The 18,393-nt window shown below is 64.2% G+C and carries 18 protein-coding genes; 12 read left to right on the forward strand and 6 right to left on the reverse strand.

Features of this window, described 5'->3' with window-relative positions; all coding sequences use genetic code 11:
* The first annotated feature begins 56 nt into the window (after window positions 1-56).
* On the forward strand, window positions 57-1,352 hold the full coding sequence (gene gltA / locus EAE28_RS05865; protein ID WP_127105319.1) for a citrate synthase: 1,296 nt from the start codon (window positions 57-59) through the stop codon (window positions 1,350-1,352).
* 322 nt (window positions 1,353-1,674) lie between these two features.
* Here gltA and EAE28_RS05870 read toward each other — a convergent pair whose 3' ends face one another.
* The gene (locus EAE28_RS05870) at window positions 1,675-2,340 is read right to left on the reverse strand and encodes an SOS response-associated peptidase (protein ID WP_127104904.1); all 666 of its coding nucleotides are present in this window, start codon (window positions 2,338-2,340) and stop codon (window positions 1,675-1,677) included.
* Between the two features lie 39 nt (window positions 2,341-2,379).
* Entirely contained in the window at window positions 2,380-3,339 is a 960-nt protein-coding gene (locus tag EAE28_RS05875) for a zinc ABC transporter substrate-binding protein (RefSeq protein WP_127104905.1), read from the reverse strand.
* 75 nt (window positions 3,340-3,414) lie between these two features.
* Here EAE28_RS05875 and EAE28_RS05880 point away from each other — a divergent pair, with 75 nt between their 5' ends.
* From EAE28_RS05880 to EAE28_RS05890, 3 genes are read left to right on the forward strand one after another with little or no spacing between them, the layout of a single operon-like run.
* Window positions 3,415-3,897, forward strand: coding sequence for a Fur family transcriptional regulator (locus EAE28_RS05880; RefSeq protein WP_127104906.1), 483 nt, complete (start codon window positions 3,415-3,417; stop codon window positions 3,895-3,897).
* The gene (locus EAE28_RS05885; RefSeq protein WP_127104907.1) at window positions 3,894-4,655 is read left to right on the forward strand and encodes an ATP-binding cassette domain-containing protein; all 762 of its coding nucleotides are present in this window, start codon (window positions 3,894-3,896) and stop codon (window positions 4,653-4,655) included. Before EAE28_RS05880 ends, EAE28_RS05885 begins: the two co-directional genes overlap by 4 nt.
* Entirely contained in the window at window positions 4,645-5,445 is an 801-nt protein-coding gene (locus EAE28_RS05890; RefSeq protein ID WP_220443895.1) for an iron chelate uptake ABC transporter family permease subunit, read from the forward strand. Before EAE28_RS05885 ends, EAE28_RS05890 begins: the two co-directional genes overlap by 11 nt.
* A gap of 17 nt (window positions 5,446-5,462) precedes the next feature.
* Here the strand turns inward: EAE28_RS05890 and EAE28_RS05895 are convergent, their stop codons facing one another.
* From EAE28_RS05895 to EAE28_RS05905, 3 genes are all read right to left on the reverse strand, one after another.
* On the reverse strand, window positions 5,463-6,311 hold the full coding sequence (locus tag EAE28_RS05895; RefSeq protein ID WP_127104908.1) for a class III extradiol dioxygenase family protein: 849 nt from the start codon (window positions 6,309-6,311) through the stop codon (window positions 5,463-5,465).
* Window positions 6,312-6,323: 12 nt separating this feature from the next.
* Window positions 6,324-6,680: a protocatechuate 4,5-dioxygenase subunit alpha gene (locus EAE28_RS05900; RefSeq protein ID WP_127104909.1), complete on the reverse strand. Its 357-nt coding sequence runs from the start codon at window positions 6,678-6,680 to the stop codon at window positions 6,324-6,326.
* A 193-nt stretch (window positions 6,681-6,873) separates the two neighbouring features.
* Entirely contained in the window at window positions 6,874-7,767 is an 894-nt protein-coding gene (locus EAE28_RS05905; protein WP_246022287.1) for an amidohydrolase family protein, read from the reverse strand.
* 126 nt (window positions 7,768-7,893) lie between these two features.
* On the opposite strand from EAE28_RS05905, the gene EAE28_RS05910 reads away from it, so the two are divergent.
* The 7 genes from EAE28_RS05910 to galE all read left to right on the forward strand — a co-directional run bounded on the left by EAE28_RS05910 (window position 7,894) and on the right by galE (window position 15,036).
* A complete protein-coding gene (locus EAE28_RS05910) occupies window positions 7,894-9,129 on the forward strand; it encodes a LysR family transcriptional regulator (RefSeq protein ID WP_127104910.1) in 1,236 nt (411 codons plus the stop codon).
* 132 nt (window positions 9,130-9,261) lie between these two features.
* A complete protein-coding gene (gene ligA, locus EAE28_RS05915; RefSeq protein ID WP_127104911.1) occupies window positions 9,262-9,651 on the forward strand; it encodes a protocatechuate 4,5-dioxygenase subunit alpha in 390 nt (129 codons plus the stop codon).
* Entirely contained in the window at window positions 9,651-10,505 is an 855-nt protein-coding gene (locus EAE28_RS05920) for a class III extradiol dioxygenase subunit beta (RefSeq protein ID WP_127104912.1), read from the forward strand. The genes ligA and EAE28_RS05920 overlap by 1 nt, the downstream gene beginning before the upstream one ends.
* Before the next feature lie 12 nt (window positions 10,506-10,517).
* A complete protein-coding gene (locus tag EAE28_RS05925) occupies window positions 10,518-11,462 on the forward strand; it encodes a Gfo/Idh/MocA family oxidoreductase (RefSeq protein WP_127104913.1) in 945 nt (314 codons plus the stop codon).
* Between the two features lie 74 nt (window positions 11,463-11,536).
* Window positions 11,537-12,961, forward strand: coding sequence for an MFS transporter (locus EAE28_RS05930; RefSeq protein ID WP_164736558.1), 1,425 nt, complete (start codon window positions 11,537-11,539; stop codon window positions 12,959-12,961).
* Window positions 12,962-13,143: 182 nt separating this feature from the next.
* Window positions 13,144-14,037 (forward strand): UTP--glucose-1-phosphate uridylyltransferase GalU, encoded by an 894-nt coding sequence (gene galU / locus EAE28_RS05935; RefSeq protein WP_127104915.1) that lies wholly within the window; start codon window positions 13,144-13,146, stop codon window positions 14,035-14,037.
* 15 nt (window positions 14,038-14,052) lie between these two features.
* Window positions 14,053-15,036, forward strand: a complete 984-nt coding sequence (gene galE, locus EAE28_RS05940) for a UDP-glucose 4-epimerase GalE (protein ID WP_127104916.1) — start codon at window positions 14,053-14,055, stop codon at window positions 15,034-15,036.
* 69 nt (window positions 15,037-15,105) lie between these two features.
* Here galE and katG read toward each other — a convergent pair whose 3' ends face one another.
* Window positions 15,106-17,268, reverse strand: a complete 2,163-nt coding sequence (gene katG, locus EAE28_RS05945; protein WP_127104917.1) for a catalase/peroxidase HPI — start codon at window positions 17,266-17,268, stop codon at window positions 15,106-15,108.
* Between the two features lie 187 nt (window positions 17,269-17,455).
* Here katG and EAE28_RS05950 point away from each other — a divergent pair, with 187 nt between their 5' ends.
* Window positions 17,456-18,370: a hydrogen peroxide-inducible genes activator gene (locus EAE28_RS05950; RefSeq protein WP_127104918.1), complete on the forward strand. Its 915-nt coding sequence runs from the start codon at window positions 17,456-17,458 to the stop codon at window positions 18,368-18,370.
* Window positions 18,371-18,393 lie beyond the last annotated feature (23 nt).

An 18,393-nucleotide genomic window follows, 5' to 3' on the forward strand; every position in this document is an offset into this window, starting at 1 on the left:
ACCCGCGGCGCCGGCGCTCCGGGCTGCAAAACACTGGACATAAAGCGAGGGACATGATGGCAGAATCCAAGGGAAGTGCACAACTCACGATTGGCAATACGTCACTGGACCTGCCGATCTATTCGCCTACCGTCGGCCCCGACGTGCTCGACATCCGCAAGCTCTACGCACAAGGCGACGTCTTTACCTACGACCCGGGCTTTACCTCGACCGCGGCCTGCTCGTCGACCATCACCTATATCGACGGCGACAAGGGTGAGCTGCTCTATCGCGGCTATCCCATCGAACAGCTGGCGGCCCAGTCGCATCACCTCGAAGTCTGCTACCTGTTGCTCTACGGGGAACTGCCCAGCGCCCAGCAGATGATCGACTTCGAGACCCGTGTGACCCGTCACACGATGGTCCACGAGCAGATGCACAACTTCTTCCGCGGCTTCCGCCGCGATGCGCACCCGATGGCCACCATGGTCGGCGTGGTCGGCGCGATGTCGGCCTTCTACCACGACTCGACCGATATCGAAGACCCGTGGCAGCGCGAGGTCGCCGCGATCCGCCTGATCGCCAAGATCCCGACGATCGCCGCCATGGCGTATAAGTATTCGATCGGCCAGCCCTTCGTGTACCCGAAGAACTCGCTCGATTACGCCGGCAACTTCCTGCACATGTGCTTTGCTGTCCCGGCCGAAGATTACGTGGTCGATCCGATCCTGGCCAAGGCCATGGACCGCATCATGATGCTGCACGCCGACCATGAGCAGAACGCCTCGACCTCGACGGTGCGTCTGGCCGGGTCGTCGGGTGCCAACCCCTTCGCCTGTATCGCTGCGGGTATCGCCTGCCTGTGGGGCCCTGCCCACGGCGGCGCCAACCAGGCGTGCCTGGAAATGCTGCGCGAAATCGGCACCGTGGACCGCATCCCCGAGTACATCGCCAAAGCCAAGGACAAGAACGATCCGTTCCGTCTGATGGGCTTTGGTCACCGGGTCTACAAGAACTTCGACCCGCGCGCGAAGGTCATGAAGGAATCGGCCGACGAGGTGCTCGAACTTCTGGGCATCCACGACAACGAAACCCTGAAAGTCGCCAAAGAGCTGGAGCGCATCGCGCTCGAGGACGAATACTTCGTGTCCAAAAAGCTCTACCCGAACGTCGATTTCTACTCGGGCATCATCCTCGAAGCGATGGGCTTCCCCACCGCGATGTTCACCCCGATCTTCGCCCTGTCGCGGACCGTGGGCTGGGTTGCGCAGTGGAAAGAAATGGTCGGCGACAGCGATCAGAAAATCGGTCGCCCGCGTCAGCTCTACACCGGCGCGCCGCGCCGCGATTACAGCGACGTCGAAAACCGCTGAGCCCGGCTTTTCGGAACCGCAAACGCCGCCCCTCACCGGGCGGCGTTTTGCTATTGGGGCCGAGGCAGGGGGGCGTTGCCCCCCTCTTGGCCTGACGGCCAATTCACCCCCCAGGATATTTAAGGACAGATGATAAGGGTTCGCTAACCCTGTTTCATTTTCTGTCTTCAACTATGCACGGGGGGATTCCAAAGGGGCGCGTGTTTCGTCGCGGACTGTCGTCCACTGGACAATTGTCCAATCGCTCCTCACCCCTGAAGTGGGTGCGGGCGGCAGGCTGCGCGGGCCGAGGAGGTTTGATGCCTCCGAGGCCCGCACGTCGCTACCCGTCAAACGGTTCGATCAGCTCTGGCCCCTCGGCGCGGTTCGAGTTTACCGCCTGCCCAACACGCCGGAAGCCCAATACCCCTTGCCCCGGGGCCTCCATCAGGCGCGCGGCACCGTGGCCGTCTTCGCCTAACCATTTGGCCCAGTCGTCGGGGTGCAGAACCACCGGCACGCGGTCGTGCAGCGCCACCATCTCGTCCTGCGCGGCAGCGGTGACGATGGCGCAACTGGCGATCCGCGTACCTTCAGTCCCTTGCCAGCTTTGCCAGACCCCGGCGAAAACCATCGGCGCGCCGTCGGTCCGCGTGATGTACCAAGGCAACCGCGTCTCGCCATCCTTCGTCCATTCGTAAAACCCCGAGGCCGGAATCAGGCAGCGCCGTTGACGGGCGGCCTCGCGGAAGGCGGGTTTCTCGGCGATGGTTTCCGAGCGCGCGTTGAACAGGAGCGGGCCATCGGTCGGGGTCTTGTACCAGCGCGGGATAAAGCCCCAGCGCATCGGCCCATAGCGCCGCCGCCCCTCGGCGCTGATCACTACCGCGACCGGCTGGGTCGGGCAGATGTTGTAGCGCGGCACCGGCGGCAGGTCATTGGCCGGCGCGGCATCGAAGAGCCGCGCCATCGCATCGTCTGGCAAGGTGATCGCGAAGCGGCCGCACATGGTCCAAGGGAGCCATGTGCGGCGCACCGCGTCAAGCCGTTAGCCCTGCGTCGCGCAGGCGGCGATGGCCGTGGCCAGCCCGCGCATCAGGTCGCCGTAGAGCGCGGGGCCCGGCTCAAGCATCACGCCCGCGGGGTCCAGCGGTGCACCCAGCCGGACGCTGCTGCCCTCGGCCACAACCTGGGCGAAGTCGAGCGGGTGGTTGGCTTCGGGGAACAGGCAAACGGCCCCTGCTCCGTCCAGTGCCGCGCGGATCGTGGTGAGGCGGGCAGCGCCGGGTGCGGTGGCGTCGCCTTCCGAAATCGTGCCCAGAATGTTGAGGCCAAAGGCGCTGGCAAAATAGCCATAGGCGTCGTGGAACATCACCAGCCCCGCATCGCCGACCGGCGCGAGGATGGCGGCGACTTCGTCACGGGTTTGCAACACGCCCGCCACCGCGGTTTCGGCGTTGGCGGCGTATTGGTCGGCATGCTCGGGGTCGAGCGTGCTCAATTCGGCGGCGATGGCGTTCAGCCAGAGTGCCGCATTTTCGGGCGCGAGCCACAGATGCGGGTCTTGCCCGGAATGATCGTGGCCGTCTTCGTCGTGGTGATCGTGATCGTGGTGATCGTGATCGTGGCCATGGTCGTCTTCGCCCTCGCCCAGGAGAGACGACGCCTGAAACCCCTGCACCGTCAGCCCTTCGACTGCCGCAAGCTCCAGCACCGGCCCGGTGGCCAACGTCTCGACCGGGCCTTCCAGCCAGGGGCTCAGCCCCTCACCCACCCAGACGACCAGACCCGCCCCCGACAGGGCACGGGCCTGACTGGGGCGCAGTTGCGCGTGGTGGGGGTCCGCACCCTGACCCAGCAGCACCTCGGGCGTGCCCAGATCGCCCATCACCTGCGCGACCAGCGACTGGGTCACCGGCAGATCCGTTGTCACGCGCGGCACATCGGCAAAAGCGGGCAGCGCAAAGAGGGACGCGCCCAGAGCGCAGGGGAGAATACGAGATGTCATGGGGCTTGGAACCGCTGTGGGAAATGTTATACTGTTACTTGTTATAGTATCACATATCCGACCGCAAGGCCCCGCATGACCACCCCCGCATTTGAGCCGCACGACCATCATGACTGCGTCAGCACCGCCCTGCGCAGCGCCGAAACGCTGGCGCATGCGCGCGGCTTGCGCCTGACCCCGGTGCGCCGCCGCACGCTGGAGATCCTGCTCGAGCGTCACGGCGCGATGGGGGCCTATGACGTGCTGCAGCGTCTGTCCGAGGACGGATTCGGCCATCAGCCTCCAGTCGCCTACCGGGCACTGGAGTTTCTGGTCGAGCACGGGCTGGCGCACCGCATTCAACGGCTGAACGCCTTCGCCGCCTGCACCCATCCGGGTCAGGAGCATCAGGCGGCCTTCCTGATCTGCCGGGGCTGTGACGCTGTGGCCGAGGTGCCTGCCGCCCCTCTGCGCCAGGTCCTCGCGCAAAGCGCCGGGGCCGTCGGTTTCACCGTCGAGCGTGCCAATATCGAGGCTCTGGGCCTATGTACCGCCTGCCAGACGAGCGCCGACGCATGAGCGCCCTGTTGCAGGCGCGCGGGTTGAGTGTGGCTTACGGGGCAGCGCCACCGGTCCTGTCGCATGTCGATTTTACCCTCAGCCCCGGTGAGATCGTCACCATTGTCGGCCCCAATGGCTCGGGCAAATCCACGCTGCTGCGCGCGCTCTTGGGCATGATCCCCGGCGTTCAGGGCAGCGTGACCCGAGCCGCCGGGCTACGTGTGGGCTATGTGCCGCAAAAGCTGCATCTGGACCCGAACATGCCCCTGCCCGTGTCGCGGTTCCTGCGGCTGGAGCGCAAACTCAGCCGCGACGAGATCGCCACGCTGCTGATGCGCACCGGCGCGCAGGGGCTGGAGGCGCGCGAGCTGTCCACCCTGTCAGGCGGTCAGTTCCAGCGGGTGCTGCTGGCCCGCGCGCTGGCCGGCGATCCGCAGCTTCTGGTGCTCGATGAGCCGACGCAGGGGCTGGACCAACCGGGCACGGCCGCGTTCTACCGGCTGATCGAAGAGGTCCGCCGTGAGATCGGCTGCGCTGTGCTCTCGGTCAGCCACGATCTGCACGTGGTGATGAGCGCCTCGGATCGGGTGGTGTGCCTGAACGGGCATGTCTGCTGCGAGGGCACGCCCTCGGTCGTGTCGAACGCGCCGGAATACCGCGCGCTGTTCGGGCTGGGCACCGGCGGCGCGCTGGCGCTCTATCAGCACCACCATGATCATGGCATGGATCACCCCGACCACCCCCACGACCACGAGACCTGCACCCATGATCATTGACGATTTCGTCCTGCGCGCACTGGCGGCGGGATTGCTGGTGGCGCTGGCGACCGGGCCGCTGGGCTGTTTTGTGGTCTGGCGGCGGATGGCGTATTTTGGCGATGCCACGGCGCATGCCTCGATTCTGGGCGTCGCGCTGTCGCTGGGATTCGGCGTGTCGCTGTTCGCCGGGACGCTGGCCACCGCGCTGGCGATGGCGCTGCTTGTCTCGGCACTGGCCGGGCGTGGCTGGGCGCTGGATACGACGCTGGGGGTGATGGCGCATGCCGCATTGGCGCTGGGACTGGTGGCGGTGTCGTTCCTGCACGGGGTGCGGGTAGACCTCAACGCCTTCCTGTTCGGCGACATCCTGACCGTGCGCGGCACGGATCTGTGGGTGATGGCGGGCGGCGCTTTGGCGGTCTGCGGGCTGATGCTTTGGCGGTGGGAGGCCTTACTGACCGCCACGATCAGCGAGGATCTGGCGCGCTCACTGGGGCTGAATCCTGACCGTGAACGCCTGATCCTGACGCTGGCGCTGGCGCTGGTGGTGGCCGTGGCGCTCAAGGTGGTGGGCGCATTGCTGATCGGCGCGCTGCTGGTGATCCCCCCAGCCGCCGCGCGCAATTTCGCCCGCACGCCCGAGCAGATGGCGCTGGTCTCCGTCGCGCTGGCGGCAATCAGCGTGGTGCTGGGGCTGGGCGCGTCCCTGACGCTGGACACGCCCGCCGGGCCCAGCATCGTCGTCGCGGCATCGGCGCTGTTTGCCCTGTCGGTGATCACCGGAGCGGTGAAAAAAGGGGGCCGCTAAGGCCCCCTTCCCCATTCTCAGGCCGCACACTCGATCAGCAGCGTACCGGCAGCGGTGTTCGAGATCGGGATGTGGTAGTTGCGCGTGATCTCGGTCACGTCGTCGCCCAAGGCCCCACGCATCATCATCCACATCAGGAATTCAGTGCCCTGCGCACCGGCGTTCTTGACCAGTTCCTGACGGGTGATCTTGGTCAGCTCCTCAGGATTGTGGACGATATTGTCCAGGCAGTAGCGGTCGAACTCCTTGTTGATGAAGCCCGCGCGCTGGCCGTCAAGCTGGTGGCTCAAGCCCCCGGTGCCCAGCACGACGATCTTGGCATCCTCGGGGAAGCTGAGCAGCGCCTTGCGCAAAGCCTTGCCGAAGTTCAGCGCCCGGTTCAGCGTCGGGATCGGGTGCTGCACGGTGTTGGCGCTGATCGGCACCGCGCGCGGCATGTCGGGGTTGTTGGGCGCACCCGGCCAGAACAGCTGCATCGGCACCACAAAGCCGTGGTCCACCGCCAGTTCCTGACACGAGGTGATGTCGAACTCATCGGCCACCATCGACTCGATGATGTGCCAGCTCAGCTCCGGCGCGCCGGGGAACGGCGGCAGGGCGGGCAGGCCCCAGCCCTCATCCTCGTTGCGGTACTCATGCGCCGCACCGATGGCGAAGGTCGGCATGCGGTCCAGAAAGAAGCCCAGCCCGTGATCGTTGTAGATGTTGATCACATAGTCGGGCTTGTTGTCCTGAACCCATTTATGGACCTTGGGATAGCCGTCGAAGAACGGTTTCCAATAGGGATCGTCCTGCAGGCCCTTGTTGATCGCGTTGCCCACGGCGGGGATGTGCGAGGTGGTGATACCGCCCAGAATGCGTGCCATGATCGCGTCTCCTTATGCCTGACTGGCCAGATATTGCTGGAATTCTTCGGTGGTCTTGCCGGTCTGCAAACCGCCGACATCCTGCACCGAAAGCTTGAAGATCCCGGCGAATTTGGCGAGGTAATAGATGTTCCCGCCCGCGTCGATCAGGCCGAGCACATCGCGCTTGCGGATCGCCTCTTTCTGTTCGTCGTTCAGGCCGAACCTGGCCATATAGCCCTCTTCATCCGCCAGAAACGCCTCGCGGTTGATCTGCTGGTTGAACGAATAGCACATCTTGTTCAGCGCATAGCCCTTCATGGCCATCTTGCCGTCGAACAAAGTCGTGCCAGGAATATCAATGTGATAGTCGTAGCCGGGCTGGTCCATCGCGTGTCCTCCATCGCTTGCAGGGCCAGTGTCCCATGCAGGCGCGCCCGGAAATTTGACCTGAATCAAATGGGCGGTCCGGTCGGCGCGAAACCAATAGCGCAGACAGAGAAGTTATAGACGCAGCGGCGCGCGGAATGCGAAACGGGCGCGCCTTTCGGCACGCCCGTCGGTTTGGTTTAGCAAGCGTCGGTCAGTCGGCCCAGTAGAGGCGCATCGGGTTGTCGATCAGCAGCTTCTGGCGCTGCGCCTCGGTGCGGGCGATCCGGGGGATGTAATCAACCAAGGCGCCATCATCGGGCATGTGCGATTTCATGTTCGGATGCGGCCAGTCGGTGCCCCACAGAACGCGGTCCTCGAACCGGTCCACGATGGCCTGATAATAGGGGACAACATCGTCATAGGGCGCGCCTGTTTTGGTCAGCCGCTCGGGGCAGGTCACCTTGGTCCAGACGTTTTCATTCTGCGCCATCAGGTTAATGAAACGCTCAAAATCCGGGTGATCGACGCCCTTGGTCACATCCGGGCGGCCCATGTGGTCAACGACGATGATGCCGGGCAGCGAGGTCAGGAAAGGCTCCAGTCCCTCAAGATCCTGCGCTTCAAAATAAACGACCGTGGACCAGCCGAATTCCTGGATCTTGTCGGCGATGCCCAGAAACACCTCGGGCGGGGTCGCGTCGACCAGCCGTTTCACAAAGTTGAAGCGCACGCCGCGCACGCCGCTTTCGTGCATCGCTTTCAGCTCGTCACGGGTGATGTCCTTGCCCACCGAAGCCACGCCGCGCGCCTTGTCACCGGCAGCGACGCAGGCGTCGACCATGGCGCGGTTGTCCTTGCCGTGGCAGGTCGCCTGCACGATCACATTGCGCTCGAACCCCAGAAAATCGCGCAGGGCGAACAGCTTGTCCTTACCCGCGTCTCCGGGGGTGTATTTGCGCTCGGGCGCGTAAGGGAACTCGGCCGAGGGGCCGAAGACGTGGCAATGCGCATCGACCGCGCCCTTGGGCAGCACGAAATCGGGCGTCTTGGGATTGGGGTGATAGACCAGCCAGTCGGCATCCATCGGCTGCGGTTGCGTCGTCATGTTGTTCCTCCTGCGACGGGCCTCGTGCAGCGGGCCCAGCCGTTTGCGCGCACCATGCCGCAATGAACACAGTTTGCCTATTTCAAACCAAGGCCGTAAAATAAGTTTTCGCTATTCAGGTGTCAAATGGCTGACAGCTTGCCGAACCTGCGCCACATGCGCGTGTTTCTGGAGACGGCGCGCACCGGGTCGGTCTCGGCGGCGGCGGAACGGTGTTTGCTGTCGCAACCCGCCGCCACGCAGGCCATCGCCCGGCTGGAGCGGGACGTGGGCGCGCCCCTGCTGGTACGGCGCACGCGGCGCTTTGGCACCACGGCCTGCGGTGCGCTGTTCGTCCGGCGGGTCGAGGCGGCACTGGATCACCTCAACACCGGCGCGCGGATGGCCCTGCGCGGCGCGCGCGATACGGGCGGCAAGCGCGCGTCGTTTGATCATCTGATCACCGCCGCCCAATTGCGCGCCCTCATTGCCGTGGCCGGAACCGGCAGCTTCACCGTCGCCGCGCAGTCCCTGGGCCTGTCGCAACCCACCGTCCACCGCGCCGCGCGCAGCCTTGAGGACGTGGCGGGCGTGCCGTTCTTCCTGACCACGGCCTCGGGCGTCGAGCTGACCACCGCTGCGCAGGCCTTTGTGCTGGGTGCCAAGCTGGCGCAGGCCGAAATCCGGCAGGGGTTCGAGGAAATCGGCCGCGAGATGGGCGATGATCGCGGCACGTTCCTGCTCGGCTCGCTGCCCATGGCGCGCACGCTGATCGTGCCGCGCGCCACGCATGCGCTGATCAGCGCGACGCAGGGTGTGCAGGTGCAGGTGGTCGACGGGCGCTACGACGCGCTGCTGCGCTCGCTGCGCGAAGGGGATCTGGACTGCCTGATCGGCGCGCTGCGCAACCCGCTGCCCGCCGAGGATGTGACGCAAGAGCCGCTGTTTGACGACGCGCTGGCCATCGTTGCCCATCCCAGCCATCCGCTGGCAGGCCGGGCCGAGATCAGCCTTGAAGACACCCTCGCGTACCCCTGGGTTGCGCCGCCCAAGAACACGCCTGCGGGCACCTATCTGTTTGAAACCCTGCGCATTGACCAACGCCCGCGCACGCCCGTGCGGGTGGTGTCGTCGTCCTTGGTGTTCCTGCGCGGCATTCTGGCGGAAGGCGACTATATCTCTATCGTCTCGCGCCATCAGATCAGCGAAGAGGAACGCGCCGGTCATATCGTCCCGCTCAACGTACCGTTGACAAATGACCTGCGCACGATAGGTCTGACGTATCGCACCAGCTGGCGTCCGACCGACACGCAGGCCCGGTTTCTGGCGCTTTTGCGCCAGTGCAGCCCGGCGGGGGCTGGCGAAAACCTGCCGCCCGAATAGCTTTTTTCAATGCAAGGCGGCGCGATTCAATTGTGTCGCAGGGCGGCTTCAATGTATACATCTCGTGATCGCCTGCCCGCCCGCGCCCCTGCGCGAAGGTTCGGAGCATCACGATAATCGGGAGAGCCACCAATGAAAAAGGACTATGAGGATATCCCCGGAACGTTCGTCTTTGACGCCGACCGTTCGCGCGAAGGATATCATCTGAACCAGTTCTGCATCACGCTGCGTCTGCAAAAGAACCGCGACGCGTTCAACGCGAATGAAGAAGCCTATCTCGACGGCTTCCCCATGACGCCCGAACAGCGCGAAGCCGTGCTCAAGCGCCAGTGGAACCGCCTGCTCGAGCTGGGCGGCAACGTCTATTACACGTCCAAGCTGGCGGCGAATGACGGCATCAACTTTCAGAACCTTGCGGGTCTGATGACCGGGATGGGTGTCGAATCCTATCGCGAGATGATGCTGAACGGGGGCCGCTCCATCGAAGGCAACCGCTATAAATCCGAGTGGGGAGAAGAATAATGGCTCGCATTACTGCAGGCGTCGGGGTCTCGCACGTCCCCGCGATCGGGGTTGCCATGGACACCGGGATCACCGACCAGCCCTATTGGCAGCCGGTGTTCAAAGGCTTTGAATTCTCGCGCAAATGGATGGCCGAGAAGAAGCCTGACGTGGTCTTCCTAGTCTATAACGACCATTGCACGGCGTTCGATGCCTCGTGCATTCCGACCTTCGCGCTGGGGGCTGCGGCCACCTTCACCCCCGCCGATGAGGGTTACGGCCCGCGTCCGGTGCCGGTGGTGAAGAACCACCAGAAAATGGCAAGCCACATCGCCCAGTCGCTGATTCTGGACGAATTCGACCTGACCATCATGAACGAGATGGAAGTCGACCACGGCCTGACCGTGCCGCTCAGCGTCATGTATGGCGACAAGAAGCCCGAAGATGACTGGGGCGTTCTGGTGATCCCGCTGGCCGTGAACGTGGTGCAATACCCCGCGCCGACCGGCAACCGTTGCTACAATCTGGGCAAGGCGATCCGCCGCGCTGTCGAAAGCTTCCCCGAAGACCTGAACGTCGTGATCTTTGGCACGGGCGGCATGTCGCACCAGCTGCAATACAAGCGCGCCGGTCTGATCAACCCCGAATTCGACACCATGTTCCTGGACAAGCTGACCTCGGACCCGGTCGGTCTGTCGAAGATGCCGCACGTTGACTATCTGCGTGAGGCAGGCTCGGAAGGCGTCGAGATGGTCATGTGGCACGTGATGCGCGGCGCGCTGGACGACGACGTCGTCGAAGTGCATCGTCACTACCACGTCCCGGCCTCGAACACGGCTGTGGGCCACATCATCCTTGAGAACAAGAACGCCTAAAGGGGGGAACCGATGCGAATTTGTGTCGCCGGCGCTTATGGCGCCTTCGGGATCAAGCACCTTGATGCGCTGAGTGCCATTGAGGGTGTGACCGTGACCTCGGTCATGGGCCCGACCCGTGAAAAGATCGACAAGCTGGCCGCAGATCGCGGCATCGGCCACGCCGCGACCGACCTGGCCGAGTGCCTGGCGCGCGACGATGTCGATGCGGTGATTCTGGCCACGCCGACCCAGCTGCATGCCGAGCAGGCGATTGCCTGCATGAAGGCGGGCAAGCCGGTGTTGATCGAGATCCCGATGGCCGACAGCGTCGCGGAAAGCGAAGAGATCTGCCGCGTGCAGAAGGAAACGGGCGTGCTGGCGATGGCCGGTCAGGTCCGCCGCTACAACCCGTCGCACCAGTGGATCAAGAACAAGATCGCAGCGGGGGAACTGAAGGTCCAGCAGATGGACGTCCAGACCTATTTCTTCCGCCGTTCGAACATGAACGCCAAGGGCGAGCCGCGCAGCTGGACCGACCATCTGCTCTGGCACCACGCCTGCCACACCGTCGATCTGTTCCAGTATCAGACCGGCGAAGTGGTCAGCGAGTGCTACGGGCTGGAAGGCCCCCATCATCCCGAGCTGGGCATCGCGATGGACATGTCCATCGGCATGAAAGTGCCCTCGGGCGCGATCTGCACGCTGTCGCTGTCGTTCAACAACGATGGCCCGTTCGGCACGTTCTTCCGCTACATCTGCGACAACGGCACCTATCTGGCGCGCTATGACGATCTGTTCGACGGCAAGGAACAGCCGATCGACCTGACCGGCGTCGCGGTGTCGAACAACGGGATCGAGCTGATCGACCGCGAGTTCATCGCCGCAATCGAAGAAGGCCGCGAGCCGAATGGCTCGGTCCATCAGGTGCTGGATGCGATGCGCACGCTCGACCGTATCGAGAAGTGCTTCACCTGAGACGCTTAACGCGTTAAAGAAAGGCGCCGCCCCTCGGGACGGCGCCTTTTTCCATGCCCGCGGATGCGTCCCCTGTGCCCGACACCCCGATCTACCGCTCTCCCCTCTCCTTGCTGCCGCTGATCGCGATCCCGGCGTTTCTGGCCATTGCCAATCAGACCATGGTCTCGGTCGCGCTGCCCAATATCGGGGCCGATCTGGGCGAAGTGCGGCGGCTGCCGTGGCTGGTGATGGGCTATATGATCGCGCTGACCATCGCCGGGCCGGTCTATGGAGTGCTGGGCGACAGTTACGGGCGCGCGCGGATGCTGCTGATCGCGCTGTGCGTCTATATCGCCGGAACCGCCTTGGCGGCGATGGCGTGGAATTTCCCGGTGCTGGCCTCGGCGCGGCTGTTGCAGGGGTTGGGCGGCGGCGGGCTGATGTCCCTCAGTCAGGCGCTGATCGGCGATGTGGTGGCCCCGCGCGACCGGGGCCGTGCGCAAGGCAATATCGCGGCGATCAGCGTGCTCGCCTCGACCGCCGGGCCGCTGGTGGCGGGCGTTCTGGTGGTGACCTTCGGCTGGCGCAGCCTGTTTCTGGTGACCATTCCGCTGGCATTGCTGGCGATCACCGTGCTGCTGCGCACCAAGATCCCCCGGCGCGCCGCTGCCGCCGGTCGCTTTGATCTGCAAGGCTTCCTGTCGCTGGTCCTGCTGGTCACGGGCCTGACCGGCGCGATCGAGATGGTCTCGGTGCCCGGCCTGCGGCTTTGGGCCGGGCTGGCCGCGGTTGCAGCCGCGGCGGGTATCTTCGGCCTGCTCAGCTCGCAACGCCGCGCGGCGAACGCGTTGTTCCCGGCGGTGATCTTCAAAACCCCGGCGCTGAACCGCGCCAGTCTGGCGATCTTTTGCCACGGAGCGGCGCTGGTCTCGCTGGTCACCACAATCCCGCTGTTTCACGCGATCCTGCGCACCGATGGGGCGTTTGTCACCGCCACGACGATGCTGGCACTGACCGTCGCTTTTGGCGTCGCCGGTATCATCGCCGGGAATCTTGTCACCATAACGGGGCGCACTGTGCTGTTTCCCAGCCTCAGCCTGCCCGTTTCGGTCGCCGCCCTGATGTTTCTGGCGTTCTATGGGGCCGAGCTGAGCCGCCCGGCGCTGATGGCAAATTACCTGCTTATCGGCCTGACATTTGGCTGGGTGATGCCGGTGCTCAACACCGTGGTGCAGGTCACCGCTGCCGATGAAATCCGCGGCCGCGCGATTGGCGCGATCACCTTCGCGCGCTCGATCGGCGCGGTGGTCGGCACGGCGCTGACTGCCTTTGTGCTGTTTGCCGTAGCGCCATCGGGCAGCGACGCCGGGGCGATCCTGTCAGGGGCGCTTTCGGCCGACACGGTAAGCCGTGCGGGCTGGGAACTGGCGTTCCGCGCCACCTTTGCCACCATTGCAGGGTTTGTCGTGCTCGAGTGGGTTCTGGTTGTCCTCAACCCGGCCCGCAGGGTCGAGTGAACGCCACGGCGCGGCCAGCCTGAGCGGCAGAATTCTGCGTTGAGTTCGGCGTTTTCTTGCGCGCAGCGCAGCGCGCCACGGGTGAAGCCGGGCCTGAACCCGTTTTCCCGGTTGTGTTGCGTGTGTCCTCCTTTAGAAGTGGTACAGTGTTACTGCACGTTCCAAAGGAACCGTTGGATATTATGACGAAGATCAAGAAAGCTGTTTTTCCTGTAGCAGGCTTGGGCACGCGTTTTTTGCCGGCGACCAAAGCGATGCCGAAAGAACTGCTGCCGATTATCGACCGCCCTATCATCCAATACGCTGTTGAAGAGGCGATCGCCGCCGGGATTACGGACATCATTTTTGTGACCGGCCGCCCCAAGCGCGCCATTGGCGACCACTTTGACGCCAACCTCGAGCTGGAGTTCCAGCTGACCCAGAAGGGCAAGCACGCCGAGCGCGACATGGTGCGCAACATCGTGCCGCAGGGCGTCAACTGCATCTTCATCCGCCAGCCCGAACCCAAGGGCCTGGGCGACGCCGTTCTGTGCGCCGCCCCTGCCGTGGGCGATGCCCCGTTTGTCGTGCTGCTGGCCGATGACCTGATGAAGGGTCCCAGCCTGCCCACGTCTGAGATGGTCGCCGCCTATGACGCGAACCCGACCAACTATCTTTGCGTGACCGAGGTTGAGCCTGACGTCGTGCATAAATACGGCATCGTCAAACCCGGCCCTGTCGGCCCGGACGGGCGTGTCACCGTTGCCGGTCTGATCGAGAAGCCCAAGCTTGAGGATGCGCCGTCGCATCTGGCCTCGATGGGCCGGTATGTCTTCAACGCCGAGATCTTCGACATCCTGCGCACGCTCAAGCCCGGCGCCGGCAATGAGATCCAGCTGGCCGACGCCATCGACATCCTCGCCGCCCAAGGCAAGGTTGCAGCGATGGAAATGACCGCAACGCGCTATGATTGTGGCTCGAAGATGGGCTACCTGACCGCGATTGTGGACCACGCTCTGGATCATGACGAGTTCCGCGACAAGTTCTACGACCTGATCCGCGACAGACTGCAAAAGCGCGAGGCCGAGATTGGCTGAAAAATGACTGAGGCGGTGAGACACGTCCTGGTCACCGGGGGTGCGGGCTATATCGGCTCGCACGCCTGCAAGGTTCTGGCGGCACGCGGTTATGTGCCGGTTTGCTATGACAATCTATCGACCGGCTGGGCACAGGCGGTAAAATACGGCCCCTTCATTCAAGGCGACCTGAACGATCGTGCCGCACTGGATGCTGCGTTTGCGGCCTACGATCCCGTTGCCGTCATGCATTTCGCCGCTTTCAGCGAAATCGGCGAGGCGATGTCCGACCCGGGTAAATACTGGCGCAACAACGTCATGGGGTCTTTGACGCTGATCGAGGCCACTGTGGCAGCGGGGGTCAGGGATTTCGTGTTCTCGTCAACCTGCGCCACCTATGGCGAGCAGGACGGCGTTCTGCTGGATGAAGACAGCGCGCAGCAACCGATCAACGCCTATGGGTCGTCCAAGAAGGCGGTCGAAGAGATGCTGCGCGATTTTGGCACAGCCTCAGGCCTGAACCACGTGATCTTTCGCTATTTCAACGTGGCGGGTGCCGACCCCGAGGGCGAGATCGGCGAATGCCACCGCCCCGAGACGCATCTGATCCCGGTGATGCTGGAAGCCATCGACGGCCAGCGCCCCGAACTGGTGATCTATGGCACCGATTACGACACCCCCGATGGCACCTGCATCCGCGATTATGTTCATGTGATGGATCTGGTCGAGGCGCATGTGTTGGGGCTGGAGTGGCTGCTGGACGGCAAGGAAAGCCGGGTGTTCAATCTGGGCACCGGCGCAGGCTTTACCGTCAGGGAAGTGATCGGCCATGCCCGCGCGGCCACGGGTTACAAGGTGCCGCACAGCTTTGGCCCGCGTCGCGGTGGCGATGCAGCGGCGCTCATATCGGGCTCGCACCGCGCGCTGAATGAACTGGGCTGGAACCCTTCGCGGTCGTCGCTCAAGGTGATGATCAAGGACGCGTGGACCTGGCACAAGACCGGCGGATATTCGGGCTGACGCCCTGATGCACCGTATGAAAACGGGCGCGACCTTTCGGTCGCGCCCGCTGTCGTTTCGTCGCGTCGATCAGGCCAGATCGAAGCGGTCGGCGTTCATCACCTTGGCCCAGGCCGCCACGAAATCCTCAACGAATTTCGGGGTGTTGTCGTCCTGAGCATAGACCTCGGCATAGGCGCGCAGGATCGCGTTCGAACCGAACACCAGATCCATCCGCGTCGCCGTGTACTTGACCGCGCCCGTCTTGCGCTCGCGGATCTCGTAGTGATCACCCGCCTTGACCCACGTATAGGCCATGTCGGTCAGCGTGGTGAAGAAGTCCGGCGTCAGCGTGCCCACACGGTCGGTGAACACCCCATGCGCGGTGCCCCCGTGGTTGGTGCCCATCGCGCGCATGCCGCCCACCAGCACCGTCATTTCGGCAGCCGTCAGCCCCATCAGTTGCGTGCGGTCCAGCATCAGCTCTTCCGGGCTGACCACATAGTCGGCCTTCAGCCAGTTGCGATAGCCATCGGCCAGCGGTTCCAACGCGTCGAAGCTGTCGGCATCGGTCTGCTCGGCCGTCGCATCGCCACGACCGGGGTTGAACGGCACGGTCACCTCGAAGCCAGCAGCCTTGGCCGCCTGCTCGACGCCCAGGTTGCCCGCCAGCACGATGACATCGGCGATGGAGGCGCCGCTCTGTGCCGCGATCGGTTGCAGCACCGACAACACGCGGGCCAGACGCTCAGGCTCGTTGCCCGCCCAGTCCTTTTGCGGTGCCAGACGGATGCGCGCGCCATTGGCACCACCGCGCATGTCCGATTGCCGGTAGGTCCGCGCGCTGTCCCAGGCCGTCGTCACCATGTCCGACAGGCTCAGACCCGAGGCCGCGATCATGGATTTGACCGCCGCGATGTCATAGCCGGTCGGACCGGCGGGGATCGGATCCTGCCAAATCAGATCCTCGGCGGGCACGTCGGGGCCGATATAGTTGGCTTTAGGCCCCATGTCGCGGTGGGTCAGCTTGAACCACGCCCGGGCGAAGACGTCGTTGAAATACGCGGGATCAGCCATGAACTTGCGGCAAATCGCGTTGTAGATCGGGTCGACCTTCATCGCCATATCGGCGTCGGTCATCATCGGGTTGTGGCGCTGGCTGGGGTCCGAGGCATCAAGCGGCTTGTCGGATTCAGCGATGGTCACAGGCTCCCATTGCATGGCACCGGCGGGCGACTTGCGCAGCTCCCACTCGTGACCGAAGAGCATGTCGAAATAGCCCATGTCGAAGACCAGCGGGTTGGTCGTCCACGCGCCTTCCAGCCCCGAGGTCACCGCGCGGTTTGCATGGCCGTTCTGCAGCGGGTTCGCCCAGCCCATGCCCTGCATTTCGGGACCAGCCGCTTCGGGCTCAGGCCCCAGCAGCGCGGCATCGCCGTTGCCGTGGGTCTTGCCGACGGTGTGACCTCCGGCGGTCAGCGCCACGGTTTCCTCGTCATCCATCGCCATGCGCGCGAAGGTCTCGCGCACCTGCGCGGCGGTCGCCATCGGGTCGGATTTCCCGTTCACCCCTTCGGGGTTCACATAGATCAGGCCCATCTGCACGGCGGCGAGGGGGTTTTCCATCGTGTCGGGCTTGGACACGTCCTCGTAGCGGCCGTCCGAGGGGGCCAGCCACTCCTTTTCGGCACCCCAGTAGGTGTCGATCTCGGGGTGCCAGATGTCGGCGCGGCCAAAGCCGAAACCAAAGGTTTTCAGCCCCATCATGTCATAGGCGACGGTCCCGGCCAGCACCATGAGGTCGGCCCAGCTGATCTTGTTGCCGTATTTCTTCTTGAGTGGCCACAGCAGGCGGCGCGCCTTGTCCAGACTGGCGTTATCGGGCCACGAGTTCAGCGGCGCAAAGCGCTGGTTGCCGGTGCCGCCACCGCCGCGCCCGTCGGCCAGCCGGTACGAGCCTGCCGCGTGCCACGACAGGCGGATCATCAGTCCGCCGTAATGGCCCCAGTCCGCCGGCCACCAGTCCTGGCTTTCGGTCATCAGCTTGCGCATATCGGCCTTGAGCGCGTCGAAATCGAGCGTCTTGACGGCTTCGCGATAATTATACGCAGCGCCCATCGGGTTGGTCTTGGTATCGTGCTGATGCAGGATGTCGAGGTTCAGCGCATTCGGCCACCACTCGGTCACCGATTTCGAGCTGACCGTGTTGCTGCCATGCATGACCGGGCATTTGCCCGCGGTATTCCCATCCATCTCTCTCTCCTGTCTGGGTCGCAATTAAGGCGCAGGCCTGAAGCCGCCCCGCTGCCCGATAGATCGAGCGGTGGGACGGGTGTCGTGCTGGAATGCCGACTCCTCCAAGCCTCCGTTAGAGAGAGCCTAGCGCAGAGCTGCGATTAGTCTAAGTTGTATTTTCTGATCATCCCGATAAGCTGAAGTTATGACAAACCTCACACTCAAGCAGTTCCGCTATTTCGAGGCCCTCGCGCGCCACGGCCATTTCGGCCGTGCAGCCGAGGCCAGCGCGATCTCGCAGCCTGCTTTATCAATGCAGATCAAAGAGTTGGAGGAATCCCTCGGCACCCCACTGTTCGAGCGTGGCGCGCGGCAGGTCCGGCTGACCGCCTTCGGTGAGGGCTTCGCGATCCGGGTGCGCGAAATCCTGCGCTCGGTCGAAGAGCTGGAGGATCTCGCCCGCGCCTCACGCGATCGTTTGACCGGGCGGTTGCGGCTGGGGGTGATTCCCACCATCGCGCCCTATCTGCTGCCCGCGCTGATCGGCAACCTGACGCGGATCAACGCCGATCTGGACATCCACATCCGCGAGACGGTGACGCCCAAGCTGCTGACCGAGTTACACGAAGGGCGTCTGGACACGGCCATCGTCGCCCTGCCCGTCTCGGAACCCGCGCTGACCGAGGTGGCGCTGTTTTCCGAAAGCTTCGTGCTGGTGCGCCCCGACAGCGACGCGGGCAAGCCGGTGCCAAGCCCCGAGCGCCTGCGCGAGATGCGCTTGTTGCTGTTGGAAGAAGGGCATTGCTTTCGCGATCAGGCGCTGAGCTTTTGCAACCTGCAAAGCACCCTGCCCCGCGAGTTGCTCGACGGCTCGTCGCTGTCAACGCTGGTGCAGATGGTGGGCGCGGGTATCGGCGTGACGCTGATCCCGGAAATGGCGGTGGCGGTTGAGACCCGCTCGGCCGATGTCGCCGTGTCGCACTTCCCCGAGCCGCAACCACAGCGCACCATCGGCATGATCTGGCGCAATTCCAGTCCGTTAGCGCAGCAGCTCACCCAGATCGCGGGTGTCGTGCGCCAGACAGCAGAGGTGCTGTCAAAGCGGATTGCCCCGGTGTGACCCGGGACAATCCCTTCGTACCC

This window comes from Pararhodobacter zhoushanensis (assembly GCF_003990445.1).
Classification (GTDB): Bacteria; Pseudomonadota; Alphaproteobacteria; order Rhodobacterales; family Rhodobacteraceae; genus Pararhodobacter; species Pararhodobacter zhoushanensis.

What these genes read in the sequence shown, in the direction of transcription:
- gltA (WP_127105319.1), top strand. Translation starts at nt 57, where the DNA reads ATGGCAGAATCCAAGGGAAGTGCACAACTCACGATTGGCAATACGTCA.
- EAE28_RS05870 (WP_127104904.1), bottom strand. Translation starts at nt 2,340, where the DNA reads ATGTGCGGCCGCTTCGCGATCACCTTGCCAGACGATGCGATGGCGCGG.
- EAE28_RS05875 (WP_127104905.1), bottom strand. Translation starts at nt 3,339, where the DNA reads ATGACATCTCGTATTCTCCCCTGCGCTCTGGGCGCGTCCCTCTTTGCG.
- EAE28_RS05880 (WP_127104906.1), top strand. Translation starts at nt 3,415, where the DNA reads ATGACCACCCCCGCATTTGAGCCGCACGACCATCATGACTGCGTCAGC.
- EAE28_RS05885 (WP_127104907.1), top strand. Translation starts at nt 3,894, where the DNA reads ATGAGCGCCCTGTTGCAGGCGCGCGGGTTGAGTGTGGCTTACGGGGCA.
- EAE28_RS05890 (WP_220443895.1), top strand. Translation starts at nt 4,645, where the DNA reads ATGATCATTGACGATTTCGTCCTGCGCGCACTGGCGGCGGGATTGCTG.
- EAE28_RS05895 (WP_127104908.1), bottom strand. Translation starts at nt 6,311, where the DNA reads ATGGCACGCATTCTGGGCGGTATCACCACCTCGCACATCCCCGCCGTG.
- EAE28_RS05900 (WP_127104909.1), bottom strand. Translation starts at nt 6,680, where the DNA reads ATGGACCAGCCCGGCTACGACTATCACATTGATATTCCTGGCACGACT.
- EAE28_RS05905 (WP_246022287.1), bottom strand. Translation starts at nt 7,767, where the DNA reads ATGACGACGCAACCGCAGCCGATGGATGCCGACTGGCTGGTCTATCAC.
- EAE28_RS05910 (WP_127104910.1), top strand. Translation starts at nt 7,894, where the DNA reads ATGGCTGACAGCTTGCCGAACCTGCGCCACATGCGCGTGTTTCTGGAG.
- ligA (WP_127104911.1), top strand. Translation starts at nt 9,262, where the DNA reads ATGAAAAAGGACTATGAGGATATCCCCGGAACGTTCGTCTTTGACGCC.
- EAE28_RS05920 (WP_127104912.1), top strand. Translation starts at nt 9,651, where the DNA reads ATGGCTCGCATTACTGCAGGCGTCGGGGTCTCGCACGTCCCCGCGATC.
- EAE28_RS05925 (WP_127104913.1), top strand. Translation starts at nt 10,518, where the DNA reads ATGCGAATTTGTGTCGCCGGCGCTTATGGCGCCTTCGGGATCAAGCAC.
- galU (WP_127104915.1), top strand. Translation starts at nt 13,144, where the DNA reads ATGACGAAGATCAAGAAAGCTGTTTTTCCTGTAGCAGGCTTGGGCACG.
- katG (WP_127104917.1), bottom strand. Translation starts at nt 17,268, where the DNA reads ATGGATGGGAATACCGCGGGCAAATGCCCGGTCATGCATGGCAGCAAC.
- EAE28_RS05950 (WP_127104918.1), top strand. Translation starts at nt 17,456, where the DNA reads ATGACAAACCTCACACTCAAGCAGTTCCGCTATTTCGAGGCCCTCGCG.